Source organism: Actinomadura sp. 1N219 (assembly GCF_044326405.1).
Classification (GTDB): domain Bacteria; phylum Actinomycetota; class Actinomycetes; order Streptosporangiales; family Streptosporangiaceae; genus Spirillospora.
This window is the reverse complement of sequence record NZ_JBIRAY010000008.1, coordinates 83,500-102,235: the sequence shown is the minus strand read 5'-3', so window position 1 is coordinate 102,235 and position 18,736 is coordinate 83,500. Positions and strand designations below refer to the sequence as shown.

16 protein-coding genes are annotated in these 18,736 nt (G+C 71.3%); 5 read left to right on the top strand and 11 right to left on the bottom strand.

Going from position 1 to position 18,736, the window contains the following annotated elements; genetic code table 11:
• Positions 1 to 771: 771 nt before the first annotated feature.
• Positions 772 to 3,330 (bottom strand): GNAT family N-acetyltransferase, encoded by a 2,559-nt coding sequence (locus tag ACH35V_RS24075; RefSeq protein ID WP_395975225.1) that lies wholly within the window; start codon positions 3,328 to 3,330, stop codon positions 772 to 774.
• Between the two features lie 167 nt (positions 3,331 to 3,497).
• Between ACH35V_RS24075 and ACH35V_RS24070 the strand changes: the two genes are divergently transcribed.
• Positions 3,498 to 4,421: a carbohydrate kinase family protein gene (locus ACH35V_RS24070; protein WP_395975224.1), complete on the top strand. Its 924-nt coding sequence runs from the start codon at positions 3,498 to 3,500 to the stop codon at positions 4,419 to 4,421.
• 221 nt (positions 4,422 to 4,642) lie between these two features.
• A complete protein-coding gene (locus ACH35V_RS24065; protein ID WP_395975223.1) occupies positions 4,643 to 4,807 on the top strand; it encodes a hypothetical protein in 165 nt (54 codons plus the stop codon).
• A 42-nt stretch (positions 4,808 to 4,849) separates the two neighbouring features.
• Here the strand turns inward: ACH35V_RS24065 and ACH35V_RS24060 are convergent, their stop codons facing one another.
• Complete coding sequence (locus ACH35V_RS24060; RefSeq protein WP_395975222.1) at positions 4,850 to 5,809, bottom strand: LysR family transcriptional regulator; 960 nt, start codon at positions 5,807 to 5,809, stop codon at positions 4,850 to 4,852.
• Between the two features lie 455 nt (positions 5,810 to 6,264).
• Positions 6,265 to 8,352: a RecQ family ATP-dependent DNA helicase gene (locus ACH35V_RS24055; protein WP_395975221.1), complete on the bottom strand. Its 2,088-nt coding sequence runs from the start codon at positions 8,350 to 8,352 to the stop codon at positions 6,265 to 6,267.
• A 186-nt stretch (positions 8,353 to 8,538) separates the two neighbouring features.
• Between ACH35V_RS24055 and ACH35V_RS24050 the strand changes: the two genes are divergently transcribed.
• From ACH35V_RS24050 to ACH35V_RS24040, 3 genes are all read left to right on the top strand, one after another.
• Complete coding sequence (locus ACH35V_RS24050; RefSeq protein WP_395975220.1) at positions 8,539 to 9,867, top strand: threonine/serine exporter ThrE family protein; 1,329 nt, start codon at positions 8,539 to 8,541, stop codon at positions 9,865 to 9,867.
• A gap of 64 nt (positions 9,868 to 9,931) precedes the next feature.
• Complete coding sequence (locus tag ACH35V_RS24045) at positions 9,932 to 10,258, top strand: hypothetical protein (protein WP_395975219.1); 327 nt, start codon at positions 9,932 to 9,934, stop codon at positions 10,256 to 10,258.
• Positions 10,259 to 10,269: 11 nt separating this feature from the next.
• Positions 10,270 to 11,400, top strand: a complete 1,131-nt coding sequence (locus ACH35V_RS24040; protein ID WP_395975218.1) for a DUF6745 domain-containing protein — start codon at positions 10,270 to 10,272, stop codon at positions 11,398 to 11,400.
• 93 nt (positions 11,401 to 11,493) lie between these two features.
• Here ACH35V_RS24040 and ACH35V_RS24035 read toward each other — a convergent pair whose 3' ends face one another.
• The 8 genes from ACH35V_RS24035 to ACH35V_RS24000 all read right to left on the bottom strand — a co-directional run bounded on the left by ACH35V_RS24035 (position 11,494) and on the right by ACH35V_RS24000 (position 18,686).
• The gene (locus ACH35V_RS24035) at positions 11,494 to 11,880 is read right to left on the bottom strand and encodes an ATP-binding protein (protein ID WP_395975217.1); all 387 of its coding nucleotides are present in this window, start codon (positions 11,878 to 11,880) and stop codon (positions 11,494 to 11,496) included.
• Between the two features lie 175 nt (positions 11,881 to 12,055).
• Positions 12,056 to 12,910: an STM4011 family radical SAM protein gene (locus ACH35V_RS24030; protein WP_395975216.1), complete on the bottom strand. Its 855-nt coding sequence runs from the start codon at positions 12,908 to 12,910 to the stop codon at positions 12,056 to 12,058.
• Positions 12,910 to 14,172: an STM4012 family radical SAM protein gene (locus ACH35V_RS24025; RefSeq protein WP_395975215.1), complete on the bottom strand. Its 1,263-nt coding sequence runs from the start codon at positions 14,170 to 14,172 to the stop codon at positions 12,910 to 12,912. Before ACH35V_RS24025 ends, ACH35V_RS24030 begins: the two co-directional genes overlap by 1 nt.
• A gap of 17 nt (positions 14,173 to 14,189) precedes the next feature.
• Entirely contained in the window at positions 14,190 to 14,990 is an 801-nt protein-coding gene (locus ACH35V_RS24020; RefSeq protein WP_395975214.1) for an STM4013/SEN3800 family hydrolase, read from the bottom strand.
• Positions 14,978 to 16,078: an STM4014 family protein gene (locus tag ACH35V_RS24015; RefSeq protein ID WP_395975213.1), complete on the bottom strand. Its 1,101-nt coding sequence runs from the start codon at positions 16,076 to 16,078 to the stop codon at positions 14,978 to 14,980. The genes ACH35V_RS24020 and ACH35V_RS24015 overlap by 13 nt, the downstream gene beginning before the upstream one ends.
• A gap of 43 nt (positions 16,079 to 16,121) precedes the next feature.
• Positions 16,122 to 17,096 carry an STM4015 family protein gene (locus tag ACH35V_RS24010; protein ID WP_395975212.1) on the bottom strand — a complete coding sequence of 325 codons (975 nt, stop codon included), beginning with the start codon at positions 17,094 to 17,096 and terminating at the stop codon, positions 16,122 to 16,124.
• 97 nt (positions 17,097 to 17,193) lie between these two features.
• A complete protein-coding gene (locus ACH35V_RS24005) occupies positions 17,194 to 18,009 on the bottom strand; it encodes a MetQ/NlpA family ABC transporter substrate-binding protein (RefSeq protein WP_395975211.1) in 816 nt (271 codons plus the stop codon).
• A gap of 20 nt (positions 18,010 to 18,029) precedes the next feature.
• Positions 18,030 to 18,686: a methionine ABC transporter permease gene (locus ACH35V_RS24000; protein ID WP_395975210.1), complete on the bottom strand. Its 657-nt coding sequence runs from the start codon at positions 18,684 to 18,686 to the stop codon at positions 18,030 to 18,032.
• Positions 18,687 to 18,736: the final 50 nt, after the last annotated feature.

Sequence of the window (18,736 nt, the reverse complement as noted above, 5' to 3'; positions counted from 1 at the left end):
AGCCCCGCTCGACGCCCGGCGGCACGGTCATCGCCGCGATCGCGGGGTACGGGGTCCGCATGGACGAGAAGCCACTTCCCAAGCCGCCGCCGGTGCCGCCGCCCACCCCGGATCCAGCGCCGGCACCGGACCCGCTGGTGCCGCCCACCGAGCCCCCTCCCGGCCCGCCTCCGGGACCCGCGCCGCAGCCTCCCGGCCCCGTCCCGCCCGGACCGTCCCCCGAACCCGTCCCACCAGGCCCGCCGCCAGAGCCCACACCACCCGGACCAGCACCGGAACCCACACCGCCGACCCCCGACCCCGACCCGGTCCCACCGGGCCCGGAGCCGGACCCCATCCCCCCAACCCCAGAACCAGGCCCACCCGGCCCCCCTGGCCCCCCACGCTGACCGCCCCCGCCGCACTGGCTGCCCACCGCACTGCCCGACCCACCACACTGACCGACCCGCGCACGGAGGTCGCGCTGACCGGCCGCCGCGCTGACCGGCCAACCGCGCTGACCGGCCAACCGCGCTGACCGGCCAACCGCGCTGACCGGCCAACCGCGTTGACCGGAAGCCGCGTTGACCGCCCGCCACGCTGACCACCCCGCCGCACAGATCATGCCGCCGCACGGATCGGCCCGGCGCACCGGCTGGCCGCCGCACTGACCGGCCCACCCCGCTGACCGACCCACCGCGCTGACCGGAAGTCGCGCAAATTGCACTGACCGGCCGCCGCAAGGGTCGGCCCGGCGCGCTGGCCGGGCGTCGGGGTGCGGGACGGACGGGGTCAGGACAGGCGGCGGGGCCCGAGTTCGGGCCGCGGCCCCAGCGGACGGGCCAGGCTCAGCGTCACGTCCCTGACGGTGACGCCCGACGCGTCCGCCATCACCGGGCTCAGCTCCAGCCGCGCCACCTCCGGCAGGTCGTAGCCGAGGCGGGACGCGCGCAGCAGCAGTTCCTCCAGGGCGGCCAGGTTCACGGGCTCCGCGCCGCGATGGCCGAGCAGCAGCGGCGCGGTGCGGATGGCGCGGATCATCTCGGCCGCGTCGACGTCGGCGAGCGGCGAGAGCCGGTAGGCGCGGTCGTCCAGCAGGGCCGCGGTCTCGCCGGCGATGCCGAACGAGATCACCGCGCCGAACGAATGGTCCTCCCTGATCACGATCCGGGTCGGCACCCCGCCGCCGCCCTCGCCCCCAGCGACGCCGATGCCGTAGCAGGCCAGAAGCTCGACCGCCTGATCGGACGAAGCCTCCACCGGTCCGCCCACGCCGCCCTCGCCCGCCGGACCGCCGGCGGGCAGCCAGTCGGCGACCAGTGCCCGAGCGCGATCACGGTCCACTCCGTCGAGCTCCGGCATCCGCCCCGCCGGACGCTGCCGCCACTGCGCGTACCGAATCACGTACGCCAGCGCCCGGACGGCGTCCTCCGGCGACGGGTAGGAAGGCACCGAACCCTCCGCCGGCATCCCGTCCGGCCCGGTCACCCGCAGATCGGCGGGCATTCCCTCCTTGCCCAGGTATGTCGCCACGATCGGCTTCGAAGCGCGGGCCGCCAGCCGCATGATCTTCTCGGGGACGCGCACGTCGTAGCCGCCGATCGTCGGGGGCGTGAACAGCGCCACCACGGCGTCGACCGTCTCGTCCGCCAGCGCCGAGGCGAGCGCCGCCTCGTAGTCGTCTGCGCCCGCCCGCGGGCCGAGGTCGATGCGAGGCCGGACGTCCAGGCCGAGGGCGACGGCCTCGTCCTGCGCCAGCAGCCCCAGCGAGTTCGAGTTGTCGATGATCGCGATGCGGTCGCCCGCCGGGAGCGGCTGGTAGGCCAGGACCTGCGCCACGTCGAACAGCTCCGACAGGTCCTCCACGCGGATCACGCCGGCCTGCTCGAACAGCGCGCTGACCGCATGGTCGGGCAGCGTCAGCGCCCGCGCCGCGTGCCCGATCGGGACGCCCTGCGTGCTGCGGCCGCTCTTGACGGCCACGATCGGCTTGCGGCGGCCGAGCCTCCGGGCGAGCCGCGCGAATTTGCGGGGATTCCCCAGCGATTCCAGATACAGGAGGACGGCCTTCGTCGCCGGGTCTTCCTCCCAGTACTGCATCAAGTCGTTGCCCGACACGTCCGCCCGGTTGCCCGCGGAGACGAATGTGGAAAGCCCCAGACCGCGCTCAGCCGTCCGCTGCAGAATCGCAATTCCGAGCGCGCCCGACTGTGAGAAGAAACCGACCGGCCCTCGTCCCGGCATCGTGGGGGCCAGTGTCGCGTTCAGGCGCACGTCCGCGTCCGTATTGGCGATTCCCAGGCAGTTGGGCCCGACGACACGCATCCCGTAGGCCCGCGCTAGCCGCACCAGCTCCTCCTGCCGGCCGCGCCCGTCGTCGCCGATCTCCCCGAACCCGGACGACACGACGATCAGGCCCCGCACGCCCTTGCTCGCGCACTCCTCCACGACCTCATGGACGGCGTCCGCCCGGACGGCGACGACCGCGAGATCCACATCGTCCGGGATCTCCAGGACCGACGGATACGCACGGACGCCTGCCACCGCCACCGCCGTCGGATGCACCGGATAAACGGGCCCGCTGAAGTCGCCCGCCAGCAGATTCCGCAGCACCGTCTGCCCGACGCTGTGCTCCGCCCGGCTCGCCCCGATCACCGCCACCGACCCCGGGAACAGCAGCCGCTGGATCGACCGCGACTCCGCCCGGTGCTCGCGGGCCGTCATGACCTCCAGCGACGTGTCCGTCGGCTCCAGGTCCAGGACGAGCTCGATCACGCCCTCCTCGAACCGCTGCTCCGCCCGGTACCCCGCCTCCCGGAACACCCGCGTCATCCTGCGGTTGTCGGGCAGGACGCTCGCCACGAACCGGCGCACGCCCCTCTCCCGCGCCGCCGCCGCGATGTGCTCCAGCAGCACCGGCCCGAGCCCGCGGCCCTGATGCGCGTCCTCCACCAGGAACGCGACCTCCGCCGTCTCCGGCCGATCGCCCTCCCCCGGCCGATCGCCCTCCCCCGCCCGGCCGCCGTCCGCCGCCTCCGTCCGGCCGCCGTCCGCCGTCTCCGGCTGATCACCGACGCGGTCGTACCGGACGACCGCCACCATCTCCTCACCGATCGTGGCGATCAGCGCGACCCGCCGGTCGTGGTCCACGCCCGTGAAGTGTTCGACATCACGGTCCGACAGGTGCGGGCGCGGCGAAAAGAACCGGTAGTAGATCGACTCGGGGGACAACCGCGCATAGAAATCGCGCAGAAGCTCCGCGTCGCCGGTCCGGATGGGGCGCAGATGCGCCGTCCCGCCGTCGCTGAGGACGACGTCGGCCTCCCATTGATCCGGGTAACGCTCGGTCACGTACCCGAGGGTAGGGCACCGGCTCCCGCCCGCCCGCGACACGAAAAACTGGCTTCCTCGGTTTCGCTGCGCGTTCGAGACCTAATCGGGGCGCAAGAGCTGTTACGGTCGAGCACACGCTCAGAATTGCCGCTCGCGCGGGCCGTGTTGATCGAGGTGATGACTCCATGACGCGCGTGGTCGTGGTCGGCGATCTCATGACAGATACCGTGGCACGTGCCGCGTTTCCCCTGGCCAAGGGGAGCGACACACCTGCCGCCGTGACCATCCACGGTGGCGGCTCAGGTGCCAACGTGGCCGCCTGGCTTGCCGTGGAGGGCATCGACGTCGCCTTCGTCGGCCGCCGCGGCTCCGACATCGCGGGCCGCAACCGGGACATGGAACTGATGGGGTACGGCGTCGACGCCCGCCTCGTCATGGACGGGGAGCGTCCCACCGGGACGTGCGTGGTGATGGTCACCCACAAGGGCGACCGGACGCTGCTCTCCGACCCCGGCGCCAACGCCGCGCTCCTCCCCGAGGACATCGAACGGTGCAAGGACCTTTTCACCCAGGGCACCCACCTGCACCTGTCCGGCTACTCGCTGATCAACGAGGGCTCCCGCAAGGCCGCCATCCACACCCTCGACCTCGCCCGCAAGGCGCAGATGTCGGTGTCGGTGGACGGCGGCTCGTCCTCCCCGCTCAAGCGGATGGGCGCCGAGCCCTTCCTTGAGTGGACGCAGGGCGCCCGCCTCCTGGTCGTCAACGCCAAGGAGGCCGAGATCCTCACCGGCCGCGACACTCCCGAGCAGGCCGCCAAGGTCCTCACCGCCTGGTACCCGCAGGTCGTGATCAAGGCCGGCGGGGACGGCGCGCTCTGGTACACCAACGGCCGTCCCGAGCCGGTCACCGTCGCCGCCGAACCCGTCGAGAAGGTCGCGGACGGCACCGGCGCGGGCGACGCGTTCGTCGCGGGCTTCGTCCCGCCGTGGCTGGACGGCAAGCAGCCCGCCGACGCCCTGACCGCCGGCTGCCGCCTAGCCGCCCGCGCCATGCAGCACCTGGGCGCCCGCCCCACCCTCGACGTGGTCGACAACCAGATCAAGTAACCCTCGCCCGGACATTTTCACGCGGGACGCTCCAGGAGCCACGCCCACCAGCGCGCCGCCGGCGATGAGCGCAACGCCGAGCAGCACGCGAAGGCCCCGCTGGACAAGGAGCGGGCCGTACACGTCGGCACCGGACATTTCGGTGATGGACACGCCAGCTCCGGACACGTCAGCTCCGGACACGTCGGTGATGAACGCGTCAGTGATGCACCGCGTCGGTTATGGACGCCTCGGTGATGGACGCGCCGGTCATGGACGCGGCGGTCATGGACGCGGCGGTCATGGACGCGGCGGCGGGACACGCTGGTGATGGAGACCGGCCGCCGCTCGTGGGCGACGCGGCCGGCGGAGCGAGGGAGGTTAAGGGCGACGAAGCCGCAGGTTAGCCCTCCTGAGCGCCGCGGCGTTCGCCAGGCGGGAACCGGGGATCAGGCGAGCGGGGTGTAGGTGCGGACGTCCTCTCTCACTGCGGCCCACAGGCGGTTGAGGGGGTGGCCGGCGTCGTAGCGCTCGAGATCGGCGCGGCGGACGAAAGCGCCGGTCATCAGTTCCGCCTTGGGCTCCAGGTCGTCGTGCAGCGCGATCGTGCGCAGCGGGACGGCGTCCGGGTCGTCCTGGGCGGCCATCCCGCGGCCGATCGAGCCGGTGACGATCATGCAGCCGCGGACGAACCCGGAGCGCAGCAGCGACAGCCCGTAGTGCACGTCGTCGATGTCGGCGACCACCGTGAGGCGGTCGCGGAAGCCCGTCCCGTACCAGGTGGCGAGCAGATCGGCGACCAGCCCGGCGGGCGGCACCACCAGGGGCACGCCGGCGAGCCGGCTGGTCTCGACCGGCGTGTCCGGCAGCTCGGCCTCCGGGAGGTTGGTCAGCAGCAGCGCCTGGCCCCGGGCGTACTCGATGACCTCGTACTCCTCCAGGCGCAAGTCGCCCTCGGGGGTGCTGACGATGCTGCCGCAGATCAGGTCGACCTGCCGGGTCTCCAGCCGTGACCACAGCTCCTTCGTCCGGACGTGGGCGACCTTGAACTCCACCTCGCGCTGCCGGAACTCCTCCGACACCAGGTTCCACGCCCGCGACACGATCGGCAGCGTGAACTCGGTGGTGCCGACGGTCAGCATCCGGCCGAGGCGGCGCCGGCTCCAGTGGATGGACTCCTGCCATTTCTCGATCGTCAGGCCCGCCAGTTCGACCGTGGCCTCCCCCGTCGGCGTGAAGAGGAAGTCCTTGCCGCGCCCCTGGCGGACGGTCAGCACCTCACCGCACAGCGACTGGCTGTTCCGGTTGAGGGTGTCGAGCTGCTTCTGGACGCTGGACTGCTCGCGTCCCAGAACGCGGGCGGCCCTGAGCGCGGACCCCGTCTCATGCACGACCAGCAATGTCCGCATTTGGTCGAACGTCATATCGAGCAGACCGGACGGACAGTCCAGGAGTGCGTCAAGGGCCGGTGACACGGTGAGGGACATTACTACCTGTTCCGCAACCCCCGTCGAAATGGCCGGACGGTCACTCTGACGGGAAATGATGACATTTCCCGCTGAACTTATCTCAAGATGTTCTCCCAAACAACTGGACAGAGTTTTCTAACCTCTAGAACACTTCCTTCGGGCCACTCCCTGCCGCCGTCATCCGTCCCATCAAGGGCGGCGGCGCTCCCGGGCGTGCCCCGGCGGTGCCGGCCGCCGGGGCCGCCGCCCGGGGTCCCGACTCCCGTTCGCCGCGGCCCTTCTCCGCCGCGGCGCCGGGGCCGGACGCCGGCCCGTGTGCGGGGCCGCGCGCACGGGCCGGCCCAACTCGTCGCCCGCGCCCCACGGGGGCGCGCGGGCGGCGCGCCCCCACCAGTTCAGTTGGGGGTGGCCAGGGCCAAGGGGAGGGTGGCTTGGGCGCCGGACTGCCTTAGGAGGCGGGTTGCGACGGTCATCGTCCAGCCGGTTTCCACTCGGTCGTCTACCAGGAGGACGGGGCCTGGGGTGTTGGGGAGGGTTTCGGCGAGGGCGGTCGGGACGGCGAGGGTTTGCCAAACGGAGCGGAGGCGCTGGGCGCTGTTGTGGCGGCGCGGGACGGGGTCGCCGGTGGGGGTGAGCTCGCCCAGGTACGGGAGGCGGCCGATTTCGGCGATGCTGCGGCCGAAGGTGGTGACCAGGCGAGGGCGGGATCGGGAGCCGATGGTCACGACGCCGGTGGGGCGGGCGGGCCAATTCCAGGCGGCGAGGACCTTGACCACGGCGTCCAGCAGGTCGGCGGGAACATCGATGTCGTCGGCGGCGAACAGCTCGCGGAGGCGGTTGCCCCAGCCGATGTCGGTGAGGCGGCCCAGGGCGCGGCCCGTCTCGGCCTGCAGTTCGATGCGGCCGGAGACGCCCAGGTCGTCCTTGACGCCGGCGGGCCACATGCGGCGGGGCGCGATGTCGACGCCGGGACGGTGCAGACGATCCCTCGCCTGCGTGGTGCTCTTTTGTGTGACGTCGGCGGACCAGTGGCGGCCGGTGCAGTTGTCGCAGCGGCCGCAGGGGGCGGCGGCGGGGTCGTCCAGTTGGCGGCGCAGGTACTCCTCTCGGCAGTTGGGAGTCGAGATGTAGTCGAGCATCGCCTGCTGTTCGCGGCGGCGTTCGGCGGTGACGCGTTCATAGCGTTCGCGGTCGTAGGACCAGGGCCGGCCGGTCGCCGTCCAGCCGCCCTTGACTCGGCGGGCCGCTCCGTCGACGTCGAGGACCTTCAGCATCATCTCGAGGCGGGAGCGGCTGAGGTCGACCTGGGGTTCGAGGGCGCCGGTGGAGAGCGGGCGGTCGGCGGTCTCCAGGACGTCGAGCGTCTGGCGGACGACGTGCTCCGGCGGGAACGCGAGGCTGGCGAAGTAGGCCCAGATGTCGCGGTCTTCCCGGCCGGGAAGGAGGATCACCTCGGCGCGGTCGACGCCGCGGCCCGCGCGTCCGATCTGCTGGTAGTAGGCCACCGGGGACTGCGGGGCGCCCACATGGACGATGAAGCCGAGGTCGGGTTTGTCGAAGCCCATGCCCAGGGCGCTGGTGGCGACGAGCGCCTTGAGCTTGTTGTCGAGGAGGTCCTGCTCGGCCTGGAGCCGTTCGGCCTGCTCGGTCTGGCCCGAGTAGGCGGCGACATCGTGGCCGCGGTCGCGGAGGTAGCCGGCGATCTCGTGGGCGGCGGCGACGGTGAGGGTGTAGATGATGCCGGAGCCGGTGAGTTCGCCGATGTGCTCGCCCAGCCAGGCGATGCGCTGCTCGGCGGTGGGCAACGCGACGACGGCGAGGTGGAGCGAATCGCGTTCGAGCGGGCCGCGCAGGACGAGGGCCTCGTCGCCGGCGAGCTGCTCGGCGACGTCCTGGGTGACGCGGGCGTTGGCGGTCGCGGTGGTGGCGAGCACCGGGACGCCGGGCGGCAGCTCGGCCAGCAGGGTGCGGAGCCGCCGGTAGTCGGGACGGAAGTCGTGCCCCCAGTCGGAGATGCAGTGCGCCTCGTCCACGACGACCAGCCCGGCCCCGGCGGCGAGCTTCGGCAGGACGAGGTCGCGGAACTCGGGGTTGTTGAGCCGCTCGGGGCTGACCAGCAGGACGTCGACCGCGCCGTCCTCGACCTCGGCGAAGATCTGATCCCAGTCGCCGGTGTTGGACGAGTTGATGGTGCGGGCGTGGATGCCCGCGCGGCCGGCGGCCTCGATCTGGTTGCGCATCAGCGCCAGCAGCGGCGACACGATCACGGTGGGGCCGGCGCCGCGGTCGCGGAGCAGCCGGGTGGCGACGAAGTAGACGGCGGACTTGCCCCAGCCGGTGCGCTGGACGACCAGTGCCCGCCGCCGTTCGACGACGAGGGCGCTGATCGCCGTCCACTGGTCGTCGCGGAGCCGCGCGTGGTCGCCCGCGAGGGCTCGCAGGCAGCGCTCGGCATCGTCCCGGAGCAGGTCTGATTCGCTCATGCGTCCTTGGTACCAGCGCCGCGGAGCCCCCCGCACCAGAACCGCGTTCTGTGGATAAACAGGGCCGCTGATTTGGGGCGGGTGAGGCGCGGGTAGCCTGCGAGTCAAGATCGGTTTCCAGCGCGGAAGGAACCTGGGCGGGGAATGGGCGCGGCGGAACGCTTGCGACGGACCTTGCAGGTCCTGATGGAGCACACACCCCCCGAACCGCTCGAAGAGGAGCCCACCGAGGTCGTTGACCCACGGGCGGTCGACCTCGTCCTGCGCGTGGGCGAACTCCTCCTGGCCAGCGGTGAGACTACCGAGCGTGTTAACGAGGCCATGCTCGGCCTGGCGGTCGCCTATGAGCTTCCGCGCTGTGAAGTCCAGGTCACGCTGACGAGCATCCTGGTGTCGGCTCACCCGGGGAAGGGCGAACCGCCGGTGACGGGGACGCGGGCCATCCGCCGCCGCACACCGGCGTACTGGCGACTCACGGCGCTGCACCAGCTGGTACAGGACGCGTCCATCGGGATGCTGGAACTTGAGGACGCGCACGCGCGGCTCGCGGAGATAAAGAGGGGACGTCCTCCATACCCGGCCTGGCTCCTGGTCGTGTCGCTGGGGCTCATCTCTGCCTCGGGCAGTGTGCTGACCGGCGGCGGACCGCTCGTGGCGGCCACGGCGTTCATCGCCACCCTGCTCGGCGACCGCGCCGCCGCCGCGCTCGCGCGCCGGGGCATCGCGGAGTTCTTCCAGCTGACGGTGGCGGCCGCGATCGGCGCCGGAGCGGCGGCGATCGTGGTGGCGCTGGGCAGTCCGGGCCAGGCGGCGACGGTCGTCACGGGCGCGATCCTGGCGCTGCTGCCGGGACGCCCGCTGGTCGCCAGCATCCAGGACGGCATCACCGGCGACCTGGTCAGCGCCGGGGCACGGGTGCTGGAGGTCTTCTTCATGATCGCGGCGATCGTCTCCGGGCTGGGCGCGGTCGTCTACCTCGCGGTCAAGCTGGGCGTGACGATCGACGTCCGGCACCTGCCCACCCCGGCGGCGGAGCTGGAACCGGTCGCGGTCATGGCGGCGGGCGCCATCTCGCTGACGTTCGCGGTGTCGCTCGCCGTCCCCCGGGACGTGCTGACCGCCGCGGCGCTGGGCGGCGCGCTGATCTGGGTGCTGTACGTCCTGGCGCGTGGATGGCACGTTCCACCCGTCCTGGCCGCGGCCATGGCGGCCACCGTCGTCGGCATCCTGGCGAACTGGCTGGCGCGCAGACACGGGCAGCCCGTCATGCCGTTCGTCGTCCCCGCCATCGGCCCCCTACTGCCCGGCACCGCGCTCTATAGGGGAATGGTCGAGCTCAACACCGGTTCCCCAGAGTCGGGTGTGCTGAGCCTCATCGGCGCCGTGTCGGTTGCCCTCGCGCTGGGCGCCGGCGTCAACCTCGGTGGGGAACTCGTGCGGGCGTTCCAGCACGTCGGGTTGAGCGCGTCCGGGCGCTGGGCCCGTCCCGCGGCGCGACGCACCCGCGGCTTCTAGCGGCCGTCTCCGTCCGCAGCTTCCAGGCGCTCGTTTTGTCGGTGGCGGACGTTACGTTCGCCGCATGTACCGACAGGGAGACATCCTGATCCTGCCCGTGCCCGAGGAGGCGGTCCCGCAGTCCGTACGCGATCTGCGGCCCGCGCTGCGGGACGGACGAGGACGCATGGTTCTGGCACTCGGCGAGGCCACCGGGCACGCGCACGCGCTGTCCGCGCCCGGGTCGCTACTGCGCGCACCCGACCCGCTCACTCCGGACCATCTGCATTTGCCGTCCGGCGGACGGCTGGTCCACGAGGAGCACGCGCCGATCACCCTGCCGAGGGGCTGGTACCGGGTGATCCGCCAGCGCGAGTACGTGCCGGGCACCGTCCGCGTCGTGGCCGACTGAGGGGCGTTGGGATGCTCACTGCTACAGCACGCGAAGCCCATTACGTCGTCGGCGACTGGCAGTCGGCGGCCTTCGGCACCGGTCCCGCTGACCGTGACCGGGCGGAGGCAGGCGTCGCCGCCGCGTACGAGGCCGCCGGTCTGGACGCGCCAGAACGGTACGTCTGGGTGCCCTCCCCCGCGCGCGGGGCCGTGGCGGCGGCCGTCCTGGCCGGGCACGGCGACGCTCTGGCGGCGGCAGGGCTCGGCGAACTGGTCGATCAGGCCAGGGCCGACCTCGGAGACGTCACAGCGGCGACGAGCGTGCTCGCCGAGGTGAGGACGCGTCCGTGGGAGGCCGAACGCACCGCGGCCTGCTCCGAACAGGGGCCGGAGCAGTGGCCGCAGGTGTGGGCCGAGACGGGCGGCATGCTGTGGAACCAAGTCCAGGCGTTGGTCACGCGTGTGCGGGGCGCCATCGGCGACCTCGTAGAGGGCGACATGACCGACGCCCAGGTGGAGGCGACGGCGTCCCTGCTGCGGGGCGCCACGCTCGACGCCGTCCTCGGCCAGCACGACGCGCCCTGGCTGGCACTCTTCGAGACGCTCGGACGGCTGGACGGCCCCCTCGCGGGCCTCGCGGAGGCCGCCCGCGCCACCGGCTGGTGGTGGCCCTACGAGCGGCTGGTGATTCTGTCGGAGCGGCCTAGCGAACTGCACCGTGACGAGCCCGGACGGCTGCACCGCGGCGACGGCCCGGCCCTCGCCTACCCGGACGGTTTCGCCCTGCACGCCTGGCGCGGCATGCCGATCCCGCCCGATTTCGTCGACACGCTGACCGGTCTCACGGCGTCCCGCATCTCGTCCGAGGAGAACGCCGAGCTGCGCCGGGTGATGCTGGAGATCTTCGGCTACGACCGCTATCTGGCCGAGACGGGCGCGCGTCCCGTCCACCGGGACGAGACGGGCGTCCTGTGGTCGATCGACCTGCCCGGCGACGAACCCGTGGTCATGGTGGAGGTGGTGAATTCGACACCGGAACCAGACGGAACCCACCGGACTTACTACCTGCGCGTCCCGCCCAGCACGCGCACAGCGCGCGCAGGCGTCGCCTGGACGTTCGGTGTGGACGAGGCCGACTACCACCCCGAGAAGCAGACCTGAGCCTATGGACGGCCGGGACGTCTCGGCCTCCGGCGGGTGTCCGTTGGTCGCACTTCCCCAGTCACCAACGGACGCCCGCCCAGTTCCCGCCGCTCATGGCGTCACGGTCTGCGCCCAGGTGACCTTGCCGCCGACGGTGGAGCGCCAGCCCCACGACCGTGCCAGCGCGCCGACGAGCAGGAGGCCGCGGCCGCCCTCGGCGTGAAGGTCGGCCCTCGGCGCGGACGGCCCCTCCGGGTTGTCGTCCCACACCTCGACCATGGCGGTCGTGTCGTCGGGTAGCGAGACGACGAGCGTGACGGCGGTCGCGTGCCTGATCGCGTTCGTGACGAGTTCGCTGGTGATGAGTTCGAGGTCGCCGTTGACGTCCTGGCGGTTCCAGTCCTCCATGGCGGCGCGCACCGTGTCGCGCGCCGCGCGCACGGCCGCCTCGACCGGCCTGAGCGCGAGGACGAGGTGAGGACGAGGTAAATGGTCCACGGATCCGCCTAAGTTTCACCGGCTAACGCAAGCATGCGCCCTCTCCCCCGACCGCGCACGAGAACCATCCCATTGACCGTGACCGGCCCACGCCTCGGGCGCTCCCGGCCCGCGCCTTAGGCGACCCGGGCTGCGCATTGGGCGTCCGTGTCGGGGGTGGGGGTGTGCGGGCGGGTCAGGGGTGGGAGAGGAGGGCGGGGATGCGTTCGAGGATGCCTCCCGCGAAGGTGTCGTAGAGGCCGAGTGGTTCGAGGTGGACGTAGCCGATGTGGCAGTCGCACGTGTCCAAGGGGCAGGGGCGGGGAGCGAGGGCGTCGCGGAACGAGCCGTCGTAGAGGTTGCCCAGGACGGCGGGGACGAAATGGCAGCGGCGGACGGTGCCGTCGCCGTCCACGGAGACGATGGTGTGGCCCGTCCGGCAGGTGAGACCGCGGCTGGCGTGCGGGCGGCGGCTCACCGGGAACAGGGGGTCGACGGCGGTCCAGGCGTCGGCCTCGGCGTCGTCGTAGACGTGTCCTTCGGCGGCGTTGACCCACAGGTACGTCTCGGCGGGCAGGTCGGCGCGGAGTCTCCGGGCGGCGTCGAGGTGTTCGGGCAGGCCGACGATGCCGACGCTGAACCGCACGCCGCGCGCCGCCAGATCGCGGCATTTGCCGAGGAAGCGGTCGTACGGCACTTGGCCCGGGTGGTACGTCGCCCAGAGCGCGAGGCGGGTGAGGTCGGCGTCGGACGTCCACGACAAGCGGTGGCTCAGGTTCGTCTGGATCGCGACCCGCTCCACGTGCGGGAGATGGCTCAGGTCGACGAGGGCGCGCCGGTACCAGGATCGGACGAGTCCCTCGCCCCAAGGGGTGAACAGCACGGAGATGCCGTGGTCTTGTGCGGAGACCCAGGCGGTGAAGCGTTCGAGTGCGGCACGGTCGGCACGGAGTTGTTCCGGGGTGTCGCGGCGCTTGGCGAAGGGGCAGTACGGGCAGTCGTAGTCGCAGCTGGCCAGTGGTCCCCGGTAGAGGATGGTCAGGTGTTCCATCAGCGGGCCTCGTAGGAGGCCATCAGCGCTTGGACGCGCGAGGAGAACAGCGCCGGGCCGATTGCGTCGGAGTAGGCGAGCCCTTCCGGAGTCAGCCGAATGGTGTCCTCGGACGTTTCCAGCCAACCGCGGTCGTGAAACGACTTGAGGTCAGCGGGGAAGTCGTCCAGTGGGTCTGTGTTGAAGCGCGAGTGGTAGAGCGTTCGGTCAAGGCCGGTCGCTTGCAATAGGGATTGGACGAGGTGTCGGCGGCGGAGTTCGTCGTCGTCCAAGTCGAAACCGACTCGGGCGGTGGTGAAATCGTCCTCGCGCACGTAATCATCGATGATGGAGCGCACGTGCCTTGTCTCGACGGCATATTCAAACGAGTAGTGCAATCGGGACGTGTAGGAACGGGCTCCGCAACCTAGGCCGACCATGCCGTCCGTCTGGCAGCAGTATTCGGTGCCGTTGGCGGTGGCTGAGGGTAGGCGGAACATCCGCATCGACACCTGCTCGTAGCCTTCGCCCAAGAGATGGTCTCGGCCGATTTGGTAGAGCGTGGCGCGCTGGTCGTCCCAGTCTTGGGCGCGATGTTCGAGCCCGGTCTTCGGACGGACGTAGAGCGGATAGAGGTAGATCTCCTCTGGACGCCAGGCCAGGGCCGCGTTCAGGGAGTGCGTCCAGGTCGCGGGTGTCTGGCCGTCGATGCCGTAGATGAGGTCGATGTTGAGGGTCGGAAAGCCCACCGCACGGATGCGGTCGAGCGCCGCCTCGACTTCGGCGCGCTTCTGGGGACGGACGGCCGCACGCGCCTCTTCGTCAATGAAGCTCTGGACGCCGATGGAGATCCGGGTCGTCCCTCGTTCGGCGAGCACTGTCAGCCGGTCGGTGGTCGCGGTTGCCGGGGACGTCTCCACGCCCAGCGGAACCGTGCCGAATCCCGGGAACCGTCCGGCGATTTCGCAGAGACGCTCCAGTTCGGGCGCGGTGAGGTAGGTCGGCGTGCCGCCGCCGAACGCCGCGGTGGTGAACGAGCCCTCGCCGTCCAGGGCGTCCAGGACGGCGGTGGCCTGCCGGTCGAGCGCGTCCAGGTAGGCGCCGGTCAGCTCTTCGGGGGCGCCCGTGCGGGTGAACAGATTGCAGAAGCCGCATCGCATTTCGCAGAAGGGCACGTGCATGTAGAGAAAGAGCGAATCGAGCGGCTCGTCAGCCCATACATCAGATAGTGCAGGCGGTGTAGGCAGCGGACGGTAGGCGGTCTTGTGCGGGTATGCGTACACGTACGCCTGGTATTGATTCACGACAGAACGAACTCCCCGTATGGGACGGTCCAGACGACCTCGTGACCGATGCGGTGCCCAACGTGGCCGTCCTCGCCGTACGCCGTCCCGTGGTCGGAGCAGACGATGACGAAGCAGGGGCGGCGCATCAGGGAGAACAGCCGTCCGATGTGGGCGTCGACATGCCGCAGCGCGGCGGCGTGGCTGGCGCGCGTGTCCCCGTGGGAGGGTGCGGCACCGTCCAGGTAGAACCAGTTGGGCTGGTGCAGGGACGCGACGTTCAACAGCAGGAACAGGCGGCGTTCGGCAGGCAGACGCGTCATGATTTCGGCGACGCGGTCGATCTGGTTGGGCAGCGACTCGGGGTCGGTGACTCCGAACCCGCGCTCCCAGTGGCTCTCGGCGAACAGCGACGGAATCGCTGATCCGAGCGGTGTCTGCTTGTTGAAGAACCCGACGCCGCCCACGCAGACCGTGTGGTAGCCGACCGCCGCGAGCCCGGACGGCAGGTCGGCGGCGTCGAACGTCCACGTGCCGTCGGTGGTCGTCTCGCTGCCTGGGAACGTTCCGGCGAAGAGACGAGGGTGCGGCCCAGGGGTCACAGGCGTCGGCAGGAAACCGGCGAGCATCGCGGTGTGCGCGGCGTAGGTGAAACTGCCCGGCGTGTGGCGGCGTTCCCAGCGGCCCTCTGGGAGGAGACCGGTCAGCGTGGGCGTCCCACCGGACGCGGCCAGTTCGGCGGCCACGTCGTAGCGCAGCGTGTCGAGGGTCACCAGCAGCACGTCATGGCTGCCGATGACCCGGTTCATGTCGTACATACGGGCAATGCAGCTCTAGTACGGAGGGCTGCTCTGATCTGGGCGGTGTACGTGTCCAGGCCCTCGGCGGGGCCGCCGGGAAAGCCGGTCAGGCCGGGCAGCAGGTCACCGAACGCGTTGACCTCGCAGACGGCGAGGCGTCTCATCCCCTGGCCGAGGAGCAGGTCGACGCCGACCATGAGACTGCCCGGGAAACACGTGGCGGCCCGCGCGCACACGTCCAATGCCCGTTGCCAACCGTTCTCGCCAAGGGCGCGTTGCACTGCCGCTAGGTCGCCCCTTGCGCCGCCCAGATGCAGGTTGGTCATCGGGTGACGGCTCGTCCGGACGACCGCGTGCGTGGGTTCACCGCCGATGACGACGACGCGCAGATCGAAGACGCGGCCGCCGACCGTGGCCTTAGGCAGCCAGCGCTCCACGTGGAGGCCGTCCGGCGCGAGCGCGTCGATGAGGGCGGCCACCTCGTCCTCGGTCTCGTAGGTGCGGACGCGCAGCGAATTGAAGACCCCGTCCCCCGCCATGAACGCCGAGGTCACGGCCTTCACCCGGCGCCCACCTGGGCCGGACGCGGTCTGCAGCGCCACCACCCCGGACGCGGACGAGCAGTGCGCCGGCTTGACGAACACCCGCCGCTCCCCCGCCTCGTCCATCCGCGAACGGAGCGCCGCGTACCCGTCGACCTGCGGCAGGGCGGGCGGGACGGGCACTCCGGCGGCCTGGAGGCGGGCATGCGCGAGCCGCTTGTCGAACATGACCGCGATCTCCCCGACGTCGCCGAGGAGCCGCGCCCCGGCCGCCGACGCCGCCGCCGGCAGCCGGCCCAGCGCCGCCGTGAACGTCCGGTGCCAGCGCGCCCCGCCGCCCACCCGGGCCGGTTCGCCGGGGCCGCGCAGCAGCGCGTCGGCCTCCGGGTCCTCGCCGGGCGAGTCGACGCGCAGCAGGTCGCCGGGCCGGAGGACGATCTCGGCGCCGCGCAGCACGTCCGTCCAGGCGATGAGCCTGGGTTCGGGCAGCCCGGACGACCGGCACGCGGCCGCGAACAGCGCGGGACGCCGGTCGCCGGGCGTGCCGACGACGGCGAACGTCATCCCGCCACCGAGGCGCGATGCCCAGAAACCCCCAGGATCCGGGTCATTCGGCCACCGCGATGTAGTGCCAGTCGCCGTCCGGCTTCTCCTGGTCGTCCAGATCGACCTCGACGCCGGGCAGCGCCGCCCTCACCCGCCCCACCATGGCGTCCGACAGGAAATGGTGGTGCAGGTCGAGTTTGCGCAGGTGCGTGAGCGGCTGGCCGGAGAGCAGCGCCTCCGCGCCCTGGTCGGTGAGGATGCCCATCGCGAGGCTGAGCGACTCCAGCCGCGCCACGATCGGCGCTCCCGCGACCGCCGCCGCGATCTCGTCCTGGATCTCGCTGTCCTCCAGGCCGAGGTGGCGCAGGGCCGGGAACCGCTCGCCGCCGAGGAACGGGGCCAGGTCGGCGACGGTCGAGTCGCCGCCGTAGTTCTCCTCGCCGAGCCACAGGTCGAGGTGCTCCAGGCTCGGCAGCTCACTCGCCCCCACGGCTTGGACGACCCGCCCCGGCAGCCCGCCCGACTCGAACCGCAGCACCTTCAGCCGCTCGTTCTTGAGCGGTGCGAGCGTCAGCCCCTGCGAGCCGCGGACCTCGAACCGCTCCAGCCCCGGAAACGCGGTGAACAGCGGCGAGATGTCGGAGAGCTCGATCCAGGAGATCTCCGACTCCTCTCCGGTGATGTCGCCGAGGAACAACGCCTTCAGCTTGGGGAAGGACGCGGCCGCCCCGCACAGCAGCTCGACCGGGTCGGCGACGTCGTCGTCATAGGAGGCGCCCCAGTAGCCGATGATCAGCGCCGTGACCTCGGTGGTGTCGATCGTCCGGAGGAACCGCGCGAAGATGTCGGCGAACGGCTCCTCGCCGAAGGACGTCCCGACGTACCAGGCCGCCTCGGCCGCGGGCGGGAAATCAGCGGCGGGCGCCGCCCCGCGGCCGTCGTCCTCCTCCTCGGTGTCGTCGTCCACCCCCGTCTCCTCGTTGAACGTGGCCACCGGCAGGCCGGCGTACTCCTCAAGGTGCTCGTAAACGCCCATGGGTCCCCTTCGCGAGCGAGATCTTCGGCCCTGTCCTATCAGGAGCGACGGACAGTACGCCGCACTTTCCCGCGTTTGTCGCGATCAGGACCCGCGGTCAGGAGGAAACGAGCACCGAGCCCTTGTACTTGTCCTCGACGAACTTCTTGACCTCGGGGCCCTGCAGCAGTTGGACGAGCTTCTTCACGCGCGGGTCGTCCTTGTTCTCCGGAAGGGTGACGACGCCGTTCGCGTACGGGTTTCCCTCGGGCTTCTCGGCGGCGAGCGCGTCCCTGTTCGGCGCGAGACCCGCCTCGATCGCGTAGTTCCCGTTGATGACCGAGAGGTCGACGTCGTCCAGCGAGCGGGGCAGTTGCGCGGCCTTCAGGGGCTTGATCTTCAGGCCCTTCGGGTTGCTCGCGATGTCGCGTTCCGTCGCGGTGGCGGGCGCGTCCGGCTTCAGGGTGATGAGGCCGTTCCCGGCCAGCAGCTTCAGCGCGCGCCCCTCGTTGGCCGGGTCGTTGGGGACGGCGACGGTCGCGCCGCGCGGCACGGCCTGCAGGCTCTTCGCCTTCTTCGAGTACACGCCGAGCGGTTCGAGGTGGACGGGCGCGACGAACGACAGCGTCGCCCCGGACTTCTTCTCGAACTCCTCCATGAACGGCACGTGCTGGAAGTAGTTGGCCGTGACCTGCTTCTCCTTCAGCGCGGTGTTCGGCTGCTGGTAGTCGCTGAACGTCACGACGTCGAGCTTCAGCCCGGCCTCGGCCGCCAGATTGTCCTTGACGTACGTCAGGATGTCGCCGTGCGGGACGGGGTTGACCGCGACCTTCAGCGGGGCGTCCGGATCGTCCGACGCCGCCGACGAGCCGCAGGCGGTCAGGCCCGCGAGGAGACCGACGGAGGCCAGCGCGACAGTGATCTTGCGTAGCACGACAGGTGCCTTTCTCTGCGTTATCTGTGGGTCAGGCGGCGGGCCACGAGGTCCCCCGCCGCCTGGATGATCAGGACGAGGACGATCAGCAGCGCCACGGTCGCGACCATGACCTTGGTCTCGAAGCGCTCGTAGCCGTAGACGACGGCGAGGTTGCCGAGCCCGCCGCCGCCGACCGTCCCAGCCATGGCCGTGTAGCCGATCAGCGCGATCACGGTGACGGTCAGCCCGGACACCAGGCCGGGCCGCGCCTCGCGCAGCAGGACCTTGCCGACGATCTCCCGGCGGGTCGCGCCCATCGCGTCCGCCGCGGCGATCACGCCCGGGTCCACCTCGCGCAGCGCGATCTCGACGAGCCGCGCGTAGAACGGGATGGCGCCGACCGTCAGCGGGACGATCGCGGCCGCGTTCCCGATGCTGGTGCCGACGACCGTCCGGGTGAACGGGATGATCGCCACCATCAGGATGAGGAACGGCAGCGAGCGCCCGATGTTGACGACCACGCCGAGCACCTTGTTGACCGGCGGCGCGGGCAGCAGCCCGCCGCGCTCGGTGACCACCAGCAGCACCCCGAGCAGCAGCCCGAGGACGGCGGTGAACAGCGTCGCCACACCGGTCATGTAGAGGGTGTCGACCGTGGCGGGCCACAGCAGCGGGGTGACCTCGTCCCAGCTCATCGAACGTCCTCCTCGACATCGCGACCACCGACTGCCTCGCCAGCGCCGGA

Bases quoted from the DNA above. Each gene is read 5' to 3' on its own strand.
- ACH35V_RS24070 (WP_395975224.1), top strand. From the start codon at position 3,498: ATGACGCGCGTGGTCGTGGTCGGCGATCTCATGACAGATACCGTGGCA.
- ACH35V_RS24065 (WP_395975223.1), top strand. From the start codon at position 4,643: ATGGACGCCTCGGTGATGGACGCGCCGGTCATGGACGCGGCGGTCATG.
- ACH35V_RS24060 (WP_395975222.1), bottom strand. From the start codon at position 5,809: ATGCGGACATTGCTGGTCGTGCATGAGACGGGGTCCGCGCTCAGGGCC.
- ACH35V_RS24055 (WP_395975221.1), bottom strand. From the start codon at position 8,352: ATGAGCGAATCAGACCTGCTCCGGGACGATGCCGAGCGCTGCCTGCGA.
- ACH35V_RS24050 (WP_395975220.1), top strand. From the start codon at position 8,539: ATGGAGCACACACCCCCCGAACCGCTCGAAGAGGAGCCCACCGAGGTC.
- ACH35V_RS24045 (WP_395975219.1), top strand. From the start codon at position 9,932: ATGTACCGACAGGGAGACATCCTGATCCTGCCCGTGCCCGAGGAGGCG.
- ACH35V_RS24040 (WP_395975218.1), top strand. From the start codon at position 10,270: ATGCTCACTGCTACAGCACGCGAAGCCCATTACGTCGTCGGCGACTGG.
- ACH35V_RS24030 (WP_395975216.1), bottom strand. From the start codon at position 12,910: ATGGAACACCTGACCATCCTCTACCGGGGACCACTGGCCAGCTGCGAC.
- ACH35V_RS24020 (WP_395975214.1), bottom strand. From the start codon at position 14,990: ATGTACGACATGAACCGGGTCATCGGCAGCCATGACGTGCTGCTGGTG.
- ACH35V_RS24015 (WP_395975213.1), bottom strand. From the start codon at position 16,078: ATGACGTTCGCCGTCGTCGGCACGCCCGGCGACCGGCGTCCCGCGCTG.
- ACH35V_RS24010 (WP_395975212.1), bottom strand. From the start codon at position 17,096: ATGGGCGTTTACGAGCACCTTGAGGAGTACGCCGGCCTGCCGGTGGCC.
- ACH35V_RS24000 (WP_395975210.1), bottom strand. From the start codon at position 18,686: ATGAGCTGGGACGAGGTCACCCCGCTGCTGTGGCCCGCCACGGTCGAC.